Source organism: Frisingicoccus sp. (assembly GCF_048388605.1).
Taxonomy (GTDB): Bacteria; Bacillota; Clostridia; order Lachnospirales; family Lachnospiraceae; genus Frisingicoccus.
Genome location: NZ_DBGCTU010000027.1, coordinates 33,780 through 48,853, shown reverse-complemented (window position 1 = coordinate 48,853; position 15,074 = coordinate 33,780). Strand labels below are relative to the sequence as shown.

The following is a 15,074-nucleotide window of genomic DNA, read 5'->3' as shown; positions in this document are numbered from 1 at the left end:
TTAATCCGCAAGTAATTTTTTCATTAATTTTTTGACTTTTTTCTTACATTTCCCGCAGGCCTTTCCCGCCTTCGTCGCCTTTTTTATATCTTTATAGCAGGCTGCCCCGTCAGCCACAGCATCTGCAATATCACCTTTTGTCACATGATAGCAGGAACAGATTTCTTTTTTACGATTCATAATGTCTATACCTCCGTCAATATTGCATCCTAATTCATTTCGACATTCCTATTCTACCACAGTAACTAATTTTCCGATAGTGGGTTCTGCACACGGATTTTTTCCAACAAATCAAATACCGGCCCCATATTCTGTTTAAGAAGCTGTTTTTGAACCTGATAAAGTCCCCGATATTTCTCCGTATTCTCCTTTTCCGGATAATAGGTCTTTTTAATCTCCAGATAACCTTCCAATCGTTCTTTAATCTCTGAAATATCTCCGATGGCATAGGCGCCGAACATACAGTTGATCACCACCGCGCCCCCGGCATTTTTAAAAGTAATGACCTTGCTGTCCAGCATATCGGATTTCATTTGATTCCATAAATCGTCCCTGCTGCCGCCCTCAGTGATCGCTATACGGCTCAAATCGACGCCCGCCCCTCGATAAATATCTGTAATTTCCATATAATCATAACCGATTGCTTCCAAAACTGCCCGCCAGAGGACCGCCTGATCCGTATCCAGCGTCATATTCAGAAAGCACCCGCAGGCATTGGCGATCTCACCCATACCCCCTGTCAGATAAGGCAAAAACAGCACGCCGTTTGCGCCGACCGGGATTTTCCCGGCGTCCGCACTCAATTCCTGATAATAATCGCCGTCTTCTTCCTTTCCGCAGATATTATCTTTATACCATCGCAGGGCCAGACCGCCGGTACGGATAAATCCCCAATAGAAATAAGTTCCCGGCAGAGAACCGCTGTTAAAAATAAGCCCGCTCCCCTTCCGGCTCAACTCCGGCACAATGCCGTTGGTGGATACACAAAACATGGAACAGGTTCCGGCCACATCCACCGCATGCCCGGCCTCTAAAATTCCGCTGCCGATCATCGACTGCATCGTATCCCCGGCTCCGGCACAGATTGGAATTCCTGCCGGAAGACCGGTTTCCTCGGCGGCTTCCTCAGTCAGCCGACCGATAATATCCCATGGCCGGACAATTTTCGGCATATATTTGATATCCAGATCCAGAATATCCAGCTGCGCCTTCGACCACTCTTTTGTATAGACATTATATCCGAGTCCCCAGCCCGACATCGCGCCCCAGTCAACAAACATTTCATCTGCAGAAAGTCCCGCCAAATGAGCCAGAATATACGGCGCATTGTGAATAAATTTAGCGCCCTTTTCCCGAAAGGCATTGCTGTTTTTAAGAAACCACCGGGCAAACATCGCCGGAAACATACAGTTTGCTTCCGCATTTCCGGTCTCACGCCCCCAAATATCCAAATCCATGGCATTGATTCTCTGAACATCCTTTGCTGTCCTGGAATCGAGATAATTGATATATGGCGTGATGGCATTACCTGCGCTGTCCACTCCGGCAATACCGCAAATGATCCCATCGCCCATAATGGATTGAACGCCCTTCACATCAAGCCCCTGCGCCCCCATCTGTTCCGAACATTCCTTCATACATTCCTTCGTTATACGCAGATATTCATCCACATCCATCTCTACCCATCCCGGATTCGGATAAAACAGCGTTGTCGGCCTACTGGCTGAAGCCACACATTCCATCGCCTCATTGCAGATGACAACCTTAACACTTTGAGTCCCCGCATCAAATCCCACATAATATTTTTCCATAAATCCCTGCTCCCTTCTGTGATCAAGCGTGCTTCTAAACAAACAAAAAGCCCTGAATATTTCCATACTCAGAGCTTTCCCACATCAAAAATAAATACGCAATTTACTTTCTTCTCCCATCCAGACTGTACTGTCGGTTTCGGAATCTCACCGAATCATGCCTTACGGCTCGCGGACTTTACCGCCGGTAGGGACTTTCACCCTGCCCTGAAGAAATTTTACTGCCTTTATTATACACCACATTAAAATATTGCACAATATTTTTATGGCTGCCTGCCTCCAAATGTATCACAGTTTATCGCACCACCGGTTGACAGCGCTGACAAGCAGTGCGGCACAGCCGGACGCCCCGGCATCATAATATGCTTTAAACCGCTCATCCGCCGTATACATTGAGGCAATTCCCTTATGAATTTCCGGTGAATATTGCTTTAATGTCATACAAAGCCATTCTTTATGAAGCCGCACAATATTCTCCGCCTCGGCGCTGTCCGCAGAAATGTTTTCCATTACGCCTTTTTTCAGCGCATTTTTTATCTCTTCCTCCAGATCTTTAAAATGCTTCCATTCCTCTTCGGACATATTCAACATCCTGCGATTCGACGCATCCACTTCGGAATCTCCATACTTTTCACGGATTTCTTTCCCATATTTTTCTTCATTTTCCTGAATCATATTTTCTTTAAATGCCCGGAACTTTTCACTGTCTTTCATCTCACATTCTCCTTTCATTGACTTCAGGGTCTGCTTTACTGTCCAAATCAAAGTGTCCATATGCTTTCTTTGATCTTCCAACGCCAAAAGATGATCTTCCAATGCTTTCACAATATCAAAATCTGCTTCATAAATCACTTTCTGAATCTGTTTCAACTCAAATCCGCGCTCTCTATAAAACAAAATCTGCTGCAAAACAGCTACTTCGGATTCTCCATAAAACCGATACCCGGCCTCATTCACATATAAGGGCTTCAAAAGTCCTATTTTATCATAATAGCGCAGAGTGCGTGCACTCACCCCGGCCATCTCCGATAACTCTCTGATACTGTAAACCATTTTCCCGCCTCCTCTGGTGTAAATTCAGCATACCCCTTGACGCTGCGTCAAAGTCAAGCGGGAATTCTTTTCTCACGAAACTTTTTTTCAGATATAAATAATCCGACCAGCGTCAGAAGAGTGCCTCCTCCGGACAGCCACGTAATCCGTTCGCCCAGAATAAGTGCAGAAGTAATCACGGTGATCACCGGCACCATATAGATATACACACTGGTCTTCACTGCTCCGAGCATCTTCACCGCAAAATTCCAGGTAACAAAACAGAGGGCCGATGCGCCCAATCCCAGATAGATCATATTCATCAAATACACGGGATGGCTAAACCGCTCCGGAACAAACCGGAAGTCAAAGAAAAACAGAGTCGGCAGCATAAACAATAGCCCATAAAAAAATATTCTCCGGGTCGTAAGAATGGTCGAATAACCAAATTCGGCAATCTTTTTTGTCAAAATAGAATATACAGCCCAAACAAAGGCCGCCAGCACAGCCATTAAATCCCCAATGGGATTCAAAGCCATCTCTGCCCCATTGAAACTGATCAGACAGATTCCCGCCATAGCAACCACAAAGCCGATAAAAAAATTCACCCGGAGTTTTTCTTCATGCCGGATAAATACACGGGATAAAATCGCTGTAAAAAAGGGGGCCACCGAAATGATAACGCCAACATTCTGGGCCAGCGTGTAGGTCAGCGCAATATTTTCCAGAAGATAGTACAGACAAATTCCGCACAGCCCGGCTCCGGCCAGAGTGAATTCCTGCTTCAGATTCGTTCCCCGCAGCCGCCGCGGGCAGACCAGAAACAGTGCCAGAAATCCCATGATAAAACGAATAAACAGTATTTCCACGGGCTGAAAATCAACCAGCAGGATTTTTGTTGATATGAATGTCGTTCCCCATATAACGATTGTAATCAGGGCTGCAATATGCCCGATCATCGATTTATTTTCCATGATTTTTGCCTCCGCCTGATCTTTTTACAGACATAAATATATCCCGATATGCGCCGGGAGAAAGACCGATAAATCGATTAAAGTAATTGGTAAAATGGCTCTGATCCGAAAACCCGGTGCTCAAAGCTGCTTCCAACGGGGATACTCCCTGTTCCAGCAGCCGTTTTGCCCGATTCACCCGAATCGTTTCCAGATAGCGATAGGGTGTCACGCCTTTGGATTTGGTAAAAGCCCGGAGCAAAGTGGATTTACTCAGACCCACATCATGACAAATTTGATTCAGATCCATATGTTCTGAATAATGGTTCTCCATAAAGGCACACACCTCTTCAATTTCCTCCCGACATTCCGGAATACATTTCTCAAAAGGCTGTCCATAATTCTGCATAAGCAATGAGAGAAGCAGATACAAATTTTCTTCTTTTCCAAAACGGTTCTCCCCCTCCATTATCATTTGATGAAGGCCGCGAAAATACCAAACTGCGGTCTCATCCTCAATCACATTTTCAGAAAATCCGGGAAGCTCCCGTTTGCCTGTAATCTCCCCGGCAAAATCCAGCATAACTTCCCTCGGAATATTTAATCCCCGGTAATCCATGGCCCGATGATCCGCCTGAACACAGCCATGGTTATCCCCCGGATTCAACAGTAAAATCTGATTTTCACCAATCATATACTGCTGGTTCCTGCAGGAAAGATTTCGCAGCCCGTTTTCCATAAGCCCGATGACATAGTGCTCATGAAAATGGTTTGGAAAAGGCTTTTCTGTCCCCTGAAAATAATAAGCTTCCATATCCAGTTCTTCATCATAAACAATCGTACGCACTTCTTTTTTCATCCGCTGTCCTCCTCGCCGGAGACTATTGTAGCATTTTTCCGGCTGATAAGGCTTGTAAAATATCTTCATCCTCAAAAAACAGGCCGCCGCACCAAATAAATTCAGCGCGGCGACCCATGAGTCCTTATTTATTCTTCATCTCTGTCATTTGTCAGATTTAATTTATCAAGTACATAAAATATAAGACTGAGTGCCATGGCTACGATGCAGGCCAGCACCATTCCCGTCAACTGGATGTTGCCGAATTTGACCGCAATTCCTGAAAGCCCCGTCACGAAAACAACGGATGTCAGCGTCAGATTCCTTGAACGTCCATAATCCACCTGGGAATCCACCAGAATTCGGATACCGGAAGCACCGATCATTCCATAGAGCAAAAATGAAATGCCGCCGATCACCGGTCCCGGAATTGTCTGGATCAACATGGAAAGCTTGCCCACAAAGGAACAGATAATAGATAAAACGGCAGCTCCGGCAATAACCTGAACACTGTACACCTTTGTCACCGCCATAACGCCGATATTTTCACCATATGTTGTCGTCGGCACCGATCCGATCAAACCGGAAATCATAGTTGACAGGTTATCGCCCAGCAAAGAACGATGGAGTCCCGGATCTTTTAATAAATCCCGGCCGACAATTTTGCTCGTAACGACCTGATGTCCGATATGCTCCGACGCGATAACCAATATCACCGGCAATATGGTAACAATTGCCTCCGCACTGAATTTCGGTGTCTGAAAATTCGGGATAGCAAACCAAGGCGCAGCGGCAATCGCCGCAAAATCAACAATGCCGCAGGCCAGCGCCGCCACATACCCGGCAATGACCGCGATCAAAATCGGTATAACCGACAAAAATCCGCGGAATACAATGTTTCCAAACACGGCAACCCCCAAAGTCACCAGGAATACGATCACATTTGCCGGTACAATGACCTCATCCAAAAGTCCCGCATTGCTCGCGGCATTTCCTGAAAGTTCAAGACCGATCAGCGCCACAACCGGGCCCATGGCCGCCGGCGGCAGCACGATGTCAATCCAGTCTGAACCGAATTTATAAATGATCAGCGCCAGCACACAGCCGCAGAAACCGACAACCACAAAACCGCCCAGCGCATACTGGTATCCCATTTTGCTGATAACGATTCCGGCCGGCGCAAGGAAAGCAAAGCTTGAACCCAGATAAGCCGGCGCCTTTCCCTTCGTGATCGCAATAAACAGCAGCGTCCCCACGCCATTCATAAACAGTACAATGGCCGGACTGATTCCAAATAAAAACGGTACAAGCACAGAAGCCCCGAACATGGCGAACATATGCTGTATGCTCAGCGGAACCAATAAATTAAAAGGTACCTTTTCTTCCACCTGAATAATCCTTCTGCTTTCCATTAATTTTCCTCCCTTGTTTAAATCTCTTCACAGTATATCACACAAAGCAGGTTCTTGGAAATACAGGATTTTTATTTTAAGCCGTCAGGCGCCAGAAATTTTTTCATTTCCGGGAGACGGGCCGCAGCGTCCCGCCGTCCCAGTTCATACACCGCCCTCAGCTTCTCCGGATCTTTCTCCGTCCGGCCGATGGTGATCGGCTCACTCGGCTGCACTAAAAATACTTTTCCCATTTCTTCCAGTTTCTTTACAGCCCTCAAAGAACCGTTATAATTTCGATGCCGCCGCTCCATCGCCTCCGCGACCGCCGGATATTTTCTTAAAAATAATTTAAACACCGGAAGAATTCGGTTCGGCTTTTTCCTGTAGCCCTCCGGCTGAGTTAAAATGACAATCATTTTATCATAACCCTGTTTATAAAACCAGCGAACGGGAATCGAATCGGATATACCGCCGTCCAGCAAGTCATAACCGCCGACAGACACCACCCGGGACACCAGCGGCATGGAAGCCGAGGCCCGCATCCACTGAATATCCTCCGCGTCTCCCCGGCTGCATAAATGATACACCGGCTGCCCCGTATGTACATCGGTACAGGTCACATAAAAATCTATCGGATTTTCCTGATAAGTTTTTACATCAAAAGGATCCAAATGATTCGGAAGCTCATTATAACAAAACTCCGCGCCATACAGGTCCCCTGTTTTAATGAGCGACTTCAGACTGACATAGCGCTCATCCGAACAGTATTTTGTATTATATCGGATGACCCTTCCAATCTGCTTTGATTTATAATTACAACCAAAAACAGCCCCGGCGGACACACCGACAACACCGTCCACCTCCATCTGATTCTCCATCATAACATCCAGTACTCCGGCGGTATACATGCCCCGCATGGCGCCGCCCTCTAATACCATTCCCGTTTTCATAATTTTATCCACTCTTTTCAAAAATATATTTTAATATACCTCACTTCCAAAAGGCATCCGGCCAGACACCAGCTCAAACCGGAAATAGCGCCGCCACAAAGGAACCATAAAATATTACCTAAACATCCCATGAAATGACCACCTTTCTTATATTAGCACATACTGCCCCTGTTACCACGGATTATTTTGCAGATTTTTCAGATCCATCAATATGCTCTCCACCCGAAAAACAGCGTCATCCACCTGGGCCCTGGCTTCGGCAATTTTGCTCTGCACCATATAATCCACAAAGATGTTATCAAAAAATATGTCCGCAAATGAAAGGAATTCGCTGACCTCAAGCTTTAAATCCATCGGAACCTGAATATCCCGAAGTTCTTTTTGAAGTCTCATTAAATCCTGCTTCGCTCTTTCCATGCACTGACCGGCGTCATCCATTTTGGAACGTTTGATCATACTTGAGAAAAAGCCGCCGCCAAACATATCAAAAATACCCCAGTTTCTCGCACTGTTTAGCCGTGCCTGTGCTTCCCTGAGACTTATAAGGGCTGTTTCACCGGCTTCAATTGCTTCCCTGATTTCCTGATTCATTAATTCGTTACTCATTTTACTCCTCACTTTCTGCGCAAGCTCCTGCGGCAGTCCGTCTCTATATTCTCACTAGTCTGATAAAAAAAGACTCTTATCATGACGTCTGCCACAATAAAAGTCTTGCTATCTCATTTGATACGGATACGGTTAAGTATCGGTTGACGATTTCAAACCCACCCTTTCGGGTGTTCAGCTACTCCCTTTTTTGCTTACTATTAATATATCATCTTACAGGAATTTTCGCAAGTAGTTTTACATCCCGAAATGTTACGATTTTCTTAACTCTGAACACCAAATATCCGTTATTCTTCTTCCGCCAGATAGGCATTGATGGAATCCAGCATCTTATCCACATTAAGGCCGTGCACCGTACAGGCAACCTCCAGCGATTCTGCCGTTGATGAGGCACAGGTCACGCAATGCAGACCGGCCTGCATCAAAAAATCTCCCATCCCCTTATCCATCTTAAGAATCTCGCCCATTTTTGTATCCTTTGTCACAGGAATATTTTTATGCACCTGCACACCATCCCCGTTGCTGCCAGCCTCTTTGGCATACATATTATCTCTCATTACCGTTCCCACGCAATAAGCGATCATAGGAACCACAATAACAAGTACTCCGATAATTACTGTCTGCATATCTTTTCCGCCTTTCTCAATGTATTTCTTTCTCAGAATTCTAAGTTTCCCTGTCTTTGTCATATCATTAAATTATACCATTTCATACAGCCGTTGTCACCTGGCAAAAACACTTTTATGATACAAAAAGTCCGCCACATCCGGGGTTGATCAAACTCCGGATGTGGCGGCACACTTATCCCATTCTTCTGTTTTACTGTTTTTTCACCACCGGAATCCACACTTCAAACTTAGCGTTCTGAGGATCCGGACTGATATACAGCTCAACATCCGGCCCATTGTCATACTCATAGCCGGAGGTTGGCAGCCATTCGGTGACAACCCGCTGTTCCAATTCCTGGATAGCCTGCGGGCAAACACCCTCCCCCGGAAAAACGGCCCAGGTAAACGCCGGAATTGCATATTCTTCCAGTCCGTCCGACGCGTCCATAGAACTCGCAACACCGATAATATATTTCATGCTTTCATCCGTATTATAACCACATACACCCAGAATACCCTTGAGCGGCATATCCATCATTCCTGCCAGCCGGTTAATCGTTCCATCCACGGCTACATCCTGCCACATTTTCGGAACAATAGCAAAGTTCTTTTCAATCTCCTTGTACAACGGCCTCGACACACCGACAACCCGAAATGCATCCTTCTTCTCAATACGATAATTCATTTCTTCGACTCCCTTCACAGTAAGCTTAAACTTCAACGGCGGGAAAGATTTCACAGAAATCCCCTCGCTGCGCACAAGGGATGGCGCAATTCCATGAATCGATTGAAAAGCCCGATTAAAAGCCGTCGGCGAATTATAACCATATTTTAAAGCGATATCGATAATCTTCACATCGCTTCCCTGCAGATCAACCGCAGCCAAAGACAATTTCCGCCGCCGGATATATTCGGACAATGAAACATCTGCCATAAAAGCAAACATTCGCTGAAAATGATAGGTCGAACAGCCGGCTATTTTTGCAAGTTCTTCATAGTCAATTTCTTCCGTCAAATGTTCCTCGATGTAATCAATCGTTTCATTTAATCTTTCGATCCATTCCATAAATTTGTCCTCCCTGTGACTATCATTATAGTCAAAGCCTCCGTGATTTTCCTCTCTTTTCATGCACAAATATGAGAGATTTTAAAAGCAGTCAGCCAAATGTCCGCCGCGCCCTTAAAAAGACTGAAGAAGCATGATGTGATATTCTTCATCTTTAATGATTCTTGCCAGCACTGCATAAATGTAAGGGTCCTTTATCATTTTCATGTGCATCCGGTATTGATGAATCGCGGCTTTTTCGGCTTCAATATCCGCCGTCAACATTCGTTCCATATTTTCCGGAATTGATAAATATTCCGGCGACCACATCCGTTTCCGGCCATCCTGATATTTCGCTACAAAATCAATAGAACCTCCCAGCAGGAAAATCAATTCGGACAGCTTCTGAAGATGAAGCATCTCTGCAATAGCAATCCCCAAAATTGTCCGGGCCACAGGACATTTTTCACAGGACAGTCGATTCTCATTGTTGATATATTGGGTGATCGCCGTCATCTCCGACACAGAGCCGCAGCAGTCAATACTGAGCAGATTCGCATATGCCGGATTTTTCTCTTTCACCTGGATCGGCGGATAGGGCAAATCCATCATAATCGGTTTTACGCCCATAAAATCACAGGAATTCATTAACAGCTTCTTTTTTTCTTCCATTATCATACACTCCCGATACATTTCTATATTTAATATATCGGAAGTTTATACCAAGGTGCATGCTCAGGCTTTTCCTTTAATGTTTTTCAGTTCCTCCATCAGCTCTTTATACCGTATATCCTCTTTGATAAAATCCAGTTCTTTATCCTCATCAAAACTTTTTTGGAGCATCAGGCCCACATTCTCAGGGGCTCTTTCAGAAAACGACATATGAGAATATAATTCGGATTCCTCCAGGAAATATTTATTTTTTATATTAAGCACCAGCTTTGATAAAATATCAAAAATGACCTCTTTATCCTTCGTCTCAATGGCTTCTTTCATGCCTGACGTATCAATATAGACGCCGATTTCCATAATCTCCATCAGAGCTTTCAGCTTTTGCTCCATACGTTCCGCCTTTTCCGGATTCCCGTCGGCTCTTGACAGTCCCTGAATACCGTTTAACCCTATACTGATATCCCCATAACCCGAATAGGCCAGCTCCTCAAAACTTTTATAGGCTTTCTCCCGTTCTCCCCGGGCCTGAAAAAGCATGGCCTGCATTTGCTTCGGATTCACGGATTTCTTTGGAATTTTATCAATACATTTCTGGGCCACATCATAGTTTTGCCTCTGCATAGCAAAGTAAAACAAGGACATCGCCGCTGTCTGGGAAAATGAATCATTGCTGCTGTCCAGGAACCGCATGTAAATATCATATATCTTTTTGTCATACTGCTCCGGTTCCTCAACCCGCACGATATACCGGTAATTATCTAAAGTCTGAACCATCATAAGGATAAACTTCCCGCAATTGGGATATTCCTGTATTTTCTTTTCCGCCCACAAATAGGCCGCGGCATATCCCTCGGATTTGATTTTCTGAATGACTGTTTCAAGCAATCGATTAATTTCCTTATCGCTCAAATCTTCCTTATAGGAAAGCAGCATATCCGTGGTAATCCCAAGCAGGCGGGCAATCGGCGCCAAAAGCGCAATATCCGGATAAGAATTTCCCGTTTCCCATTTACTCACAGCGGGCACGGTTACCCCCAGATCATTTGCCATTTCTTCCTGGGTCAAATGATTTTCTTTTCTGTATTTTCGTATGACTTCGCCTATTTTCATTTTTAAGCCCTCCAATCGTTTTTTACGCATTGGCCTCTGCTGCTATCATCATACCAAACAAGAAAGCCGCCCGCAATTGAGCTGTAATTAATTATTTTTTAAATTTATTAACCATGATTCACAAAAGGTCCAGCATCTGCTGCGGATTATCCACCGCTTTCACCTTTCCAAAGGCTTTGACGATCATCCCCTCTTCGTCGATCAAATAGGTTGTCCGCACAACGCCCATTGTTTTCTTTCCATACATGTTTTTCTCTTTCCATACATCATAAGCCTGAATCGCCGACAATTCTGTATCCGACAGCAAAATAAACGGCAGATTATACTTTGTCTCAAACTTCTTATGAGAGGCCACGCTGTCTTTGCTGATGCCGATAACCACTGCGCCCTTTTCCTCAAAATGAGGATACAATTCCCCGAAGCCGCAGGCCTGTTTTGTACATCCGGCGGTATTATCCTTCGGATAAAAATACAATACAACTTTCTTCCCTTGAAACTCTTCCAATGTATGTACCTGTCCATTCTGATCCGGCAGCTCAAAGGCCGGCGCTTTCGTTCCTATTTCTAACATATCTTCATCCTCCTGATTTTCTTACTCAACACCATGTTTTCCGCAAATATCCTTCAGACAGCACCGCTCGCAATGAGGCTTTGTCCGGGCCGTGCATACATCCCGCCCATGAAATACCAGGCGGTGGCAGAAATCGCTGCCTTCTTCCGGCGGAACCAGCTTCCACAGGGCCATTTCCACCTTTTTCGGATCCTTAATGCCATCCACCAGCCCGATCCGATTCACCAGCCGTATACAATGAGTATCGGTAACGATCGCCGGTTCTCCAAAAACATCGCCCATGATCAGATTGGCGCTTTTTCTTCCCACCCCCGGAAGTTTTAAAATAGCATCAAAATCCTTTGGAATCTTGCCATCATAAGTGTCCCGCAGCACCTTCATACAGGCACTGATATCCCGTGCTTTGCTCCGCCCAAGACCGCATGGCCGGACAATCTTTTCTATATCGTCCACATCGGCTTCCGCCAGCGCATTTACATCCGGATACTTTGCATATAAGCCTTCCACAACCACATTCACTCTGGCATCCGTACACTGGGCAGCCAGACGGACACTCACCAGCAATTTCCATGCCTGATCATAATCCAGGGTACAGCCCGCATCCGGGTATTCCTTTCGAAGCCGCTCAATGACCTCTAAAGTCAATTCCTCTTTTGTCATTATCATTACCTCTCTGAAATTTTCTCATATAGCTTTATTATATCATGTCATCAAAATCCGTGGAAGTCCTACTCTATGCAAATAAGACCACCGTCCTGCAGCCGCTCAGCTACTTCAACCGGTGGTCTTCTTATCATTTATTTTTCTTCTACCGAAAACCAGACTTCACAATGAAAATCATTCCGACAAACTTCATCACTCGGATAAACCTCTATGCAAAATCCTTCTGCCAGCTGATATTTGCTGGACGGGAAAAATTCGGTATAAATCTTTTTCAGGAGTTGAGTAAATGCTTCCGGCATTTTCCCCGTACACGGAAAAATCGCCCATGTATGAGCCGGAATCTCTTCAATTGTCAGTCCTTCAGCTACCGGCCCATCAGTATAAGCCGCTGCAATCGCATAGTCAAAATCTCCCGCATTCGGATTTGCAAAACTGATTCCCACAATAGCACCGCCAAAAATATTTTGGGGATTTATGTAGCCGGCCAACGTCTGAATCGTTCCATCCTTTATACAGCTCTCCCATGTTTTATGAATATGCTGCGATGCAATTTCGCCGCCGCCCCCATATCTTGCCTTTTTCGCAATTACTTTAAATGCCTCCCGTTTCTCAATTCTGTAATCCATCGCCGTTCCTCCTTCTAATATGAGTTTTACGGAAATTCTGGAAAAGGATTTCAGATTGACATTTCCAATCTTTGCCTGCGCAGGCGTAATTCCATGGAATTTTGTAAATGCCCTGCTGAAACTTTCCGGGCTGTTATATCCATATTTCAGCGCAACATCAATAACTTTCGCATTCTCTGTCGACAGTTCCACTCCGGCCAGCGTCAATCTGCGGTTTCGAATATATTCGCCAACGGTATATCCGCTGATTACATGAAACACCCGCTGAAAATGAAAGCTGGAAGAATAAGCCCGCCTGGCAATCTCATTATAATCAATTTCATCTTCCAAATGCTCCTCGATATAATCAATCGCCCGCTGCAAATTATCCACCCATTCCATACTTTTCCCTCCTTCCGTAAACTCAGTATATCGAAATCAGAACCCTTTTGCCTGACTTTCTGTGCGCTTACCTGTCTGTTTATCGTCATTTAAGCAGGGCATAAATACAGCAGTCATATAATTTTCCCCACTTGCAGACAGCCTTTTTCATGATGCCCTCCAGTGAGAAACCTGCCTTCTCCAATACACTTCTGGAACCGATATTATAAGCATAAGGCTCTGCATAAATCCGTACAATGTCAAATTTCTCAAATGCTTCACGGCAGATGCGTTTTACAGCTTCGGTCATAATTCCCTGTCCCCAGTATTCCTCAGCCAGCCAATAGCCCAGCTCTCCACTCTTTTCATAAACATCCGAACCGCAGAATATGCCAATACTGCCCACCGCATGTCCATCCACAACGATGGCCCGGCATATCTGCCCTTCTTCGATGTTTTCCACGCAGGAACCTACGTACGCTTCCGCATCTTCCAAAGTATAAGGATATGGAAAAATATTTCTCAGATTCGCAGCAATATGCTCATTATTGGCATAATGAGCGACATCCTCAACGTCCGCCATCGACCATTTTCTCAAATCAAATTGTTTCATCTTCCCTCACCAAATCCTTTCGAATTTTTTTTATAATATTCCCGACAGTTTCCTCATCCATCGGTATAACCCGGCTCCACATTCGGATGCCCTGATACACGTATAAAATCATATCCGCCATTGTTTTTGCATCCACCGCCAGAAACTCTCCGCGCTGAATACCGTAGATGATCAATGACTGCCATTTCTGCTCTGCTTCATAATTCATCCTCAACATAAAATCACTTTTGCAGGTACAGGAATACTCATAAACGGCATAGCTCAACGACCGTGTTTTATCCAGCATTTCCCGCTGCATTCTCTCCAGCAAATTATCCAAAAGTTCCACAGCAGAAACACCACCCTGAATTCCATCCTGAACAACGACATTCGTTTCAGCCGCAACCCCATCTAAAATTTCTTCAAAAATCTCCTGTGTACTCCCATAATGCCGATAAAGGCCACCCCGGCTAAGATTACAGGCTTCGCATATATCTTTCATAGTTATCTTTGAAAAACCTTTATCCGCAAATAGCTGATATGCCTTACTTTTTATCAACGCTTTTGTTTGAATTCCTTTACGTCCCATACTTCTATATCCCCATCTATTTTTGCACCATCCTCACATTTTTTTTGGTGCTCATACCTCTTTTATGCGACACGCATGTCGTTTTGTTTATTATGCGACATTTGTGTCGTTTTGTCAAGCAGGAATATTTTTGGACAAATCGTCAAAAACTAAAACATGAAAAATAAAAAATATTTAGAGGAGGCTATTTCATGACAAATAAAGATACGTTATGCTTGCTTAAAGAATGTGACTCGGGCACAAAAATGGCCGTCGCATCCATTGATGAAGTATTAGACCGGGTTGAAGCGTCTGAATTAAAACAATTATTGTCCGAAACGAAAGAGCATCATGAAAAACTCGGAAATGAGATTCACTCACTGCTCATTAAACACGGAAGTAAAGATCAGGAGCCCGCACCGATGGCAAAAAGCATGTCCTGGCTGAAAACCAACATGAAAATGGGAATGGATAAAAGCGATGCCACCATCGCAGACCTGATCACCGACGGCTGCAATATGGGTATCAAATCCCTCTACAAATATATGAATCAATATGCCGCCGCAGATGACACCTCAAAAGATATCTGCAAACGACTGATTTCTATTGAAGAAACACTGCGCCGGGATTTGCGCTACTACCTGTAACAATTTAGGAGCCAAACCTTCCACCGGT

General features: G+C 44.8%; 18 protein-coding genes and 1 riboswitch. Of the genes, 1 reads left to right on the top strand and 17 read right to left on the bottom strand.

The window, feature by feature from the left end:
• The 17 genes from ACMN7X_RS06145 to ACMN7X_RS06065 form a co-directional block, all read right to left on the bottom strand.
• The gene (locus ACMN7X_RS06145; protein ID WP_418746603.1) at positions 1-180 is read right to left on the bottom strand and encodes a (2Fe-2S)-binding protein; all 180 of its coding nucleotides are present in this window, start codon (positions 178-180) and stop codon (positions 1-3) included.
• A gap of 65 nt (positions 181-245) precedes the next feature.
• Complete coding sequence (locus tag ACMN7X_RS06140; protein WP_418746602.1) at positions 246-1,811, bottom strand: FGGY-family carbohydrate kinase; 1,566 nt, start codon at positions 1,809-1,811, stop codon at positions 246-248.
• Between the two features lie 104 nt (positions 1,812-1,915).
• Positions 1,916-2,030: riboswitch (FMN riboswitch) on the bottom strand.
• A gap of 69 nt (positions 2,031-2,099) precedes the next feature.
• Positions 2,100-2,864, bottom strand: a complete 765-nt coding sequence (locus ACMN7X_RS06135; protein WP_418746601.1) for a MerR family transcriptional regulator — start codon at positions 2,862-2,864, stop codon at positions 2,100-2,102.
• A gap of 53 nt (positions 2,865-2,917) precedes the next feature.
• Positions 2,918-3,817 (bottom strand): DMT family transporter, encoded by a 900-nt coding sequence (locus tag ACMN7X_RS06130; RefSeq protein ID WP_418746600.1) that lies wholly within the window; start codon positions 3,815-3,817, stop codon positions 2,918-2,920.
• On the bottom strand, positions 3,807-4,655 hold the full coding sequence (locus ACMN7X_RS06125) for a helix-turn-helix domain-containing protein (RefSeq protein ID WP_418746599.1): 849 nt from the start codon (positions 4,653-4,655) through the stop codon (positions 3,807-3,809). The genes ACMN7X_RS06130 and ACMN7X_RS06125 overlap by 11 nt, the downstream gene beginning before the upstream one ends.
• A gap of 128 nt (positions 4,656-4,783) precedes the next feature.
• Positions 4,784-6,046: a uracil permease gene (uraA, locus tag ACMN7X_RS06120; protein ID WP_418746598.1), complete on the bottom strand. Its 1,263-nt coding sequence runs from the start codon at positions 6,044-6,046 to the stop codon at positions 4,784-4,786.
• Between the two features lie 71 nt (positions 6,047-6,117).
• Positions 6,118-6,978: a patatin-like phospholipase family protein gene (locus ACMN7X_RS06115; RefSeq protein WP_418746597.1), complete on the bottom strand. Its 861-nt coding sequence runs from the start codon at positions 6,976-6,978 to the stop codon at positions 6,118-6,120.
• Between the two features lie 171 nt (positions 6,979-7,149).
• Positions 7,150-7,584, bottom strand: a complete 435-nt coding sequence (locus ACMN7X_RS06110; RefSeq protein WP_418746596.1) for a hypothetical protein — start codon at positions 7,582-7,584, stop codon at positions 7,150-7,152.
• 287 nt (positions 7,585-7,871) lie between these two features.
• Positions 7,872-8,210: a DUF1858 domain-containing protein gene (locus ACMN7X_RS06105; RefSeq protein WP_418746595.1), complete on the bottom strand. Its 339-nt coding sequence runs from the start codon at positions 8,208-8,210 to the stop codon at positions 7,872-7,874.
• 193 nt (positions 8,211-8,403) lie between these two features.
• Positions 8,404-9,258, bottom strand: a complete 855-nt coding sequence (locus ACMN7X_RS06100; protein ID WP_418746594.1) for an AraC family transcriptional regulator — start codon at positions 9,256-9,258, stop codon at positions 8,404-8,406.
• A 114-nt stretch (positions 9,259-9,372) separates the two neighbouring features.
• Positions 9,373-9,909 carry a ferritin-like domain-containing protein gene (locus tag ACMN7X_RS06095; RefSeq protein ID WP_418746593.1) on the bottom strand — a complete coding sequence of 179 codons (537 nt, stop codon included), beginning with the start codon at positions 9,907-9,909 and terminating at the stop codon, positions 9,373-9,375.
• Positions 9,910-9,972: 63 nt separating this feature from the next.
• Positions 9,973-11,019 carry a helix-turn-helix domain-containing protein gene (locus tag ACMN7X_RS06090; RefSeq protein WP_418746592.1) on the bottom strand — a complete coding sequence of 349 codons (1,047 nt, stop codon included), beginning with the start codon at positions 11,017-11,019 and terminating at the stop codon, positions 9,973-9,975.
• A gap of 118 nt (positions 11,020-11,137) precedes the next feature.
• Entirely contained in the window at positions 11,138-11,590 is a 453-nt protein-coding gene (locus ACMN7X_RS06085; RefSeq protein ID WP_418746591.1) for a peroxiredoxin, read from the bottom strand.
• A gap of 21 nt (positions 11,591-11,611) precedes the next feature.
• Entirely contained in the window at positions 11,612-12,250 is a 639-nt protein-coding gene (locus ACMN7X_RS06080; RefSeq protein WP_418746590.1) for an endonuclease III domain-containing protein, read from the bottom strand.
• A 137-nt stretch (positions 12,251-12,387) separates the two neighbouring features.
• A complete protein-coding gene (locus tag ACMN7X_RS06075) occupies positions 12,388-13,260 on the bottom strand; it encodes an AraC family transcriptional regulator (RefSeq protein WP_418746589.1) in 873 nt (290 codons plus the stop codon).
• 85 nt (positions 13,261-13,345) lie between these two features.
• A complete protein-coding gene (locus ACMN7X_RS06070; RefSeq protein WP_418746588.1) occupies positions 13,346-13,852 on the bottom strand; it encodes a GNAT family N-acetyltransferase in 507 nt (168 codons plus the stop codon).
• On the bottom strand, positions 13,839-14,420 hold the full coding sequence (locus ACMN7X_RS06065) for a TetR/AcrR family transcriptional regulator (RefSeq protein ID WP_418746587.1): 582 nt from the start codon (positions 14,418-14,420) through the stop codon (positions 13,839-13,841). Before ACMN7X_RS06065 ends, ACMN7X_RS06070 begins: the two co-directional genes overlap by 14 nt.
• Before the next feature lie 191 nt (positions 14,421-14,611).
• Between ACMN7X_RS06065 and ACMN7X_RS06060 the strand changes: the two genes are divergently transcribed.
• The gene (locus ACMN7X_RS06060; protein ID WP_418746586.1) at positions 14,612-15,046 is read left to right on the top strand and encodes a hypothetical protein; all 435 of its coding nucleotides are present in this window, start codon (positions 14,612-14,614) and stop codon (positions 15,044-15,046) included.
• Positions 15,047-15,074 lie beyond the last annotated feature (28 nt).

Coding starts and splice junctions, on each gene's coding strand:
- ACMN7X_RS06115 (WP_418746597.1), bottom strand. CDS start 6,978: ATGAAAACGGGAATGGTATTAGAGGGCGGCGCCATGCGGGGCATGTAT.
- ACMN7X_RS06080 (WP_418746590.1), bottom strand. CDS start 12,250: ATGACAAAAGAGGAATTGACTTTAGAGGTCATTGAGCGGCTTCGAAAG.
- ACMN7X_RS06095 (WP_418746593.1), bottom strand. CDS start 9,909: ATGGAAGAAAAAAAGAAGCTGTTAATGAATTCCTGTGATTTTATGGGC.
- ACMN7X_RS06125 (WP_418746599.1), bottom strand. CDS start 4,655: ATGAAAAAAGAAGTGCGTACGATTGTTTATGATGAAGAACTGGATATG.
- ACMN7X_RS06070 (WP_418746588.1), bottom strand. CDS start 13,852: ATGAAACAATTTGATTTGAGAAAATGGTCGATGGCGGACGTTGAGGAT.
- ACMN7X_RS06060 (WP_418746586.1), top strand. CDS start 14,612: ATGACAAATAAAGATACGTTATGCTTGCTTAAAGAATGTGACTCGGGC.
- uraA (WP_418746598.1), bottom strand. CDS start 6,046: ATGGAAAGCAGAAGGATTATTCAGGTGGAAGAAAAGGTACCTTTTAAT.
- ACMN7X_RS06100 (WP_418746594.1), bottom strand. CDS start 9,258: ATGGAATGGATCGAAAGATTAAATGAAACGATTGATTACATCGAGGAA.
- ACMN7X_RS06130 (WP_418746600.1), bottom strand. CDS start 3,817: ATGGAAAATAAATCGATGATCGGGCATATTGCAGCCCTGATTACAATC.
- ACMN7X_RS06090 (WP_418746592.1), bottom strand. CDS start 11,019: ATGAAAATAGGCGAAGTCATACGAAAATACAGAAAAGAAAATCATTTG.
- ACMN7X_RS06135 (WP_418746601.1), bottom strand. CDS start 2,864: ATGGTTTACAGTATCAGAGAGTTATCGGAGATGGCCGGGGTGAGTGCA.
- ACMN7X_RS06085 (WP_418746591.1), bottom strand. CDS start 11,590: ATGTTAGAAATAGGAACGAAAGCGCCGGCCTTTGAGCTGCCGGATCAG.
- ACMN7X_RS06110 (WP_418746596.1), bottom strand. CDS start 7,584: ATGAGTAACGAATTAATGAATCAGGAAATCAGGGAAGCAATTGAAGCC.
- ACMN7X_RS06075 (WP_418746589.1), bottom strand. CDS start 13,260: ATGGAATGGGTGGATAATTTGCAGCGGGCGATTGATTATATCGAGGAG.
- ACMN7X_RS06065 (WP_418746587.1), bottom strand. CDS start 14,420: ATGGGACGTAAAGGAATTCAAACAAAAGCGTTGATAAAAAGTAAGGCA.
- ACMN7X_RS06105 (WP_418746595.1), bottom strand. CDS start 8,210: ATGCAGACAGTAATTATCGGAGTACTTGTTATTGTGGTTCCTATGATC.
- ACMN7X_RS06140 (WP_418746602.1), bottom strand. CDS start 1,811: ATGGAAAAATATTATGTGGGATTTGATGCGGGGACTCAAAGTGTTAAG.
- ACMN7X_RS06145 (WP_418746603.1), bottom strand. CDS start 180: ATGAATCGTAAAAAAGAAATCTGTTCCTGCTATCATGTGACAAAAGGT.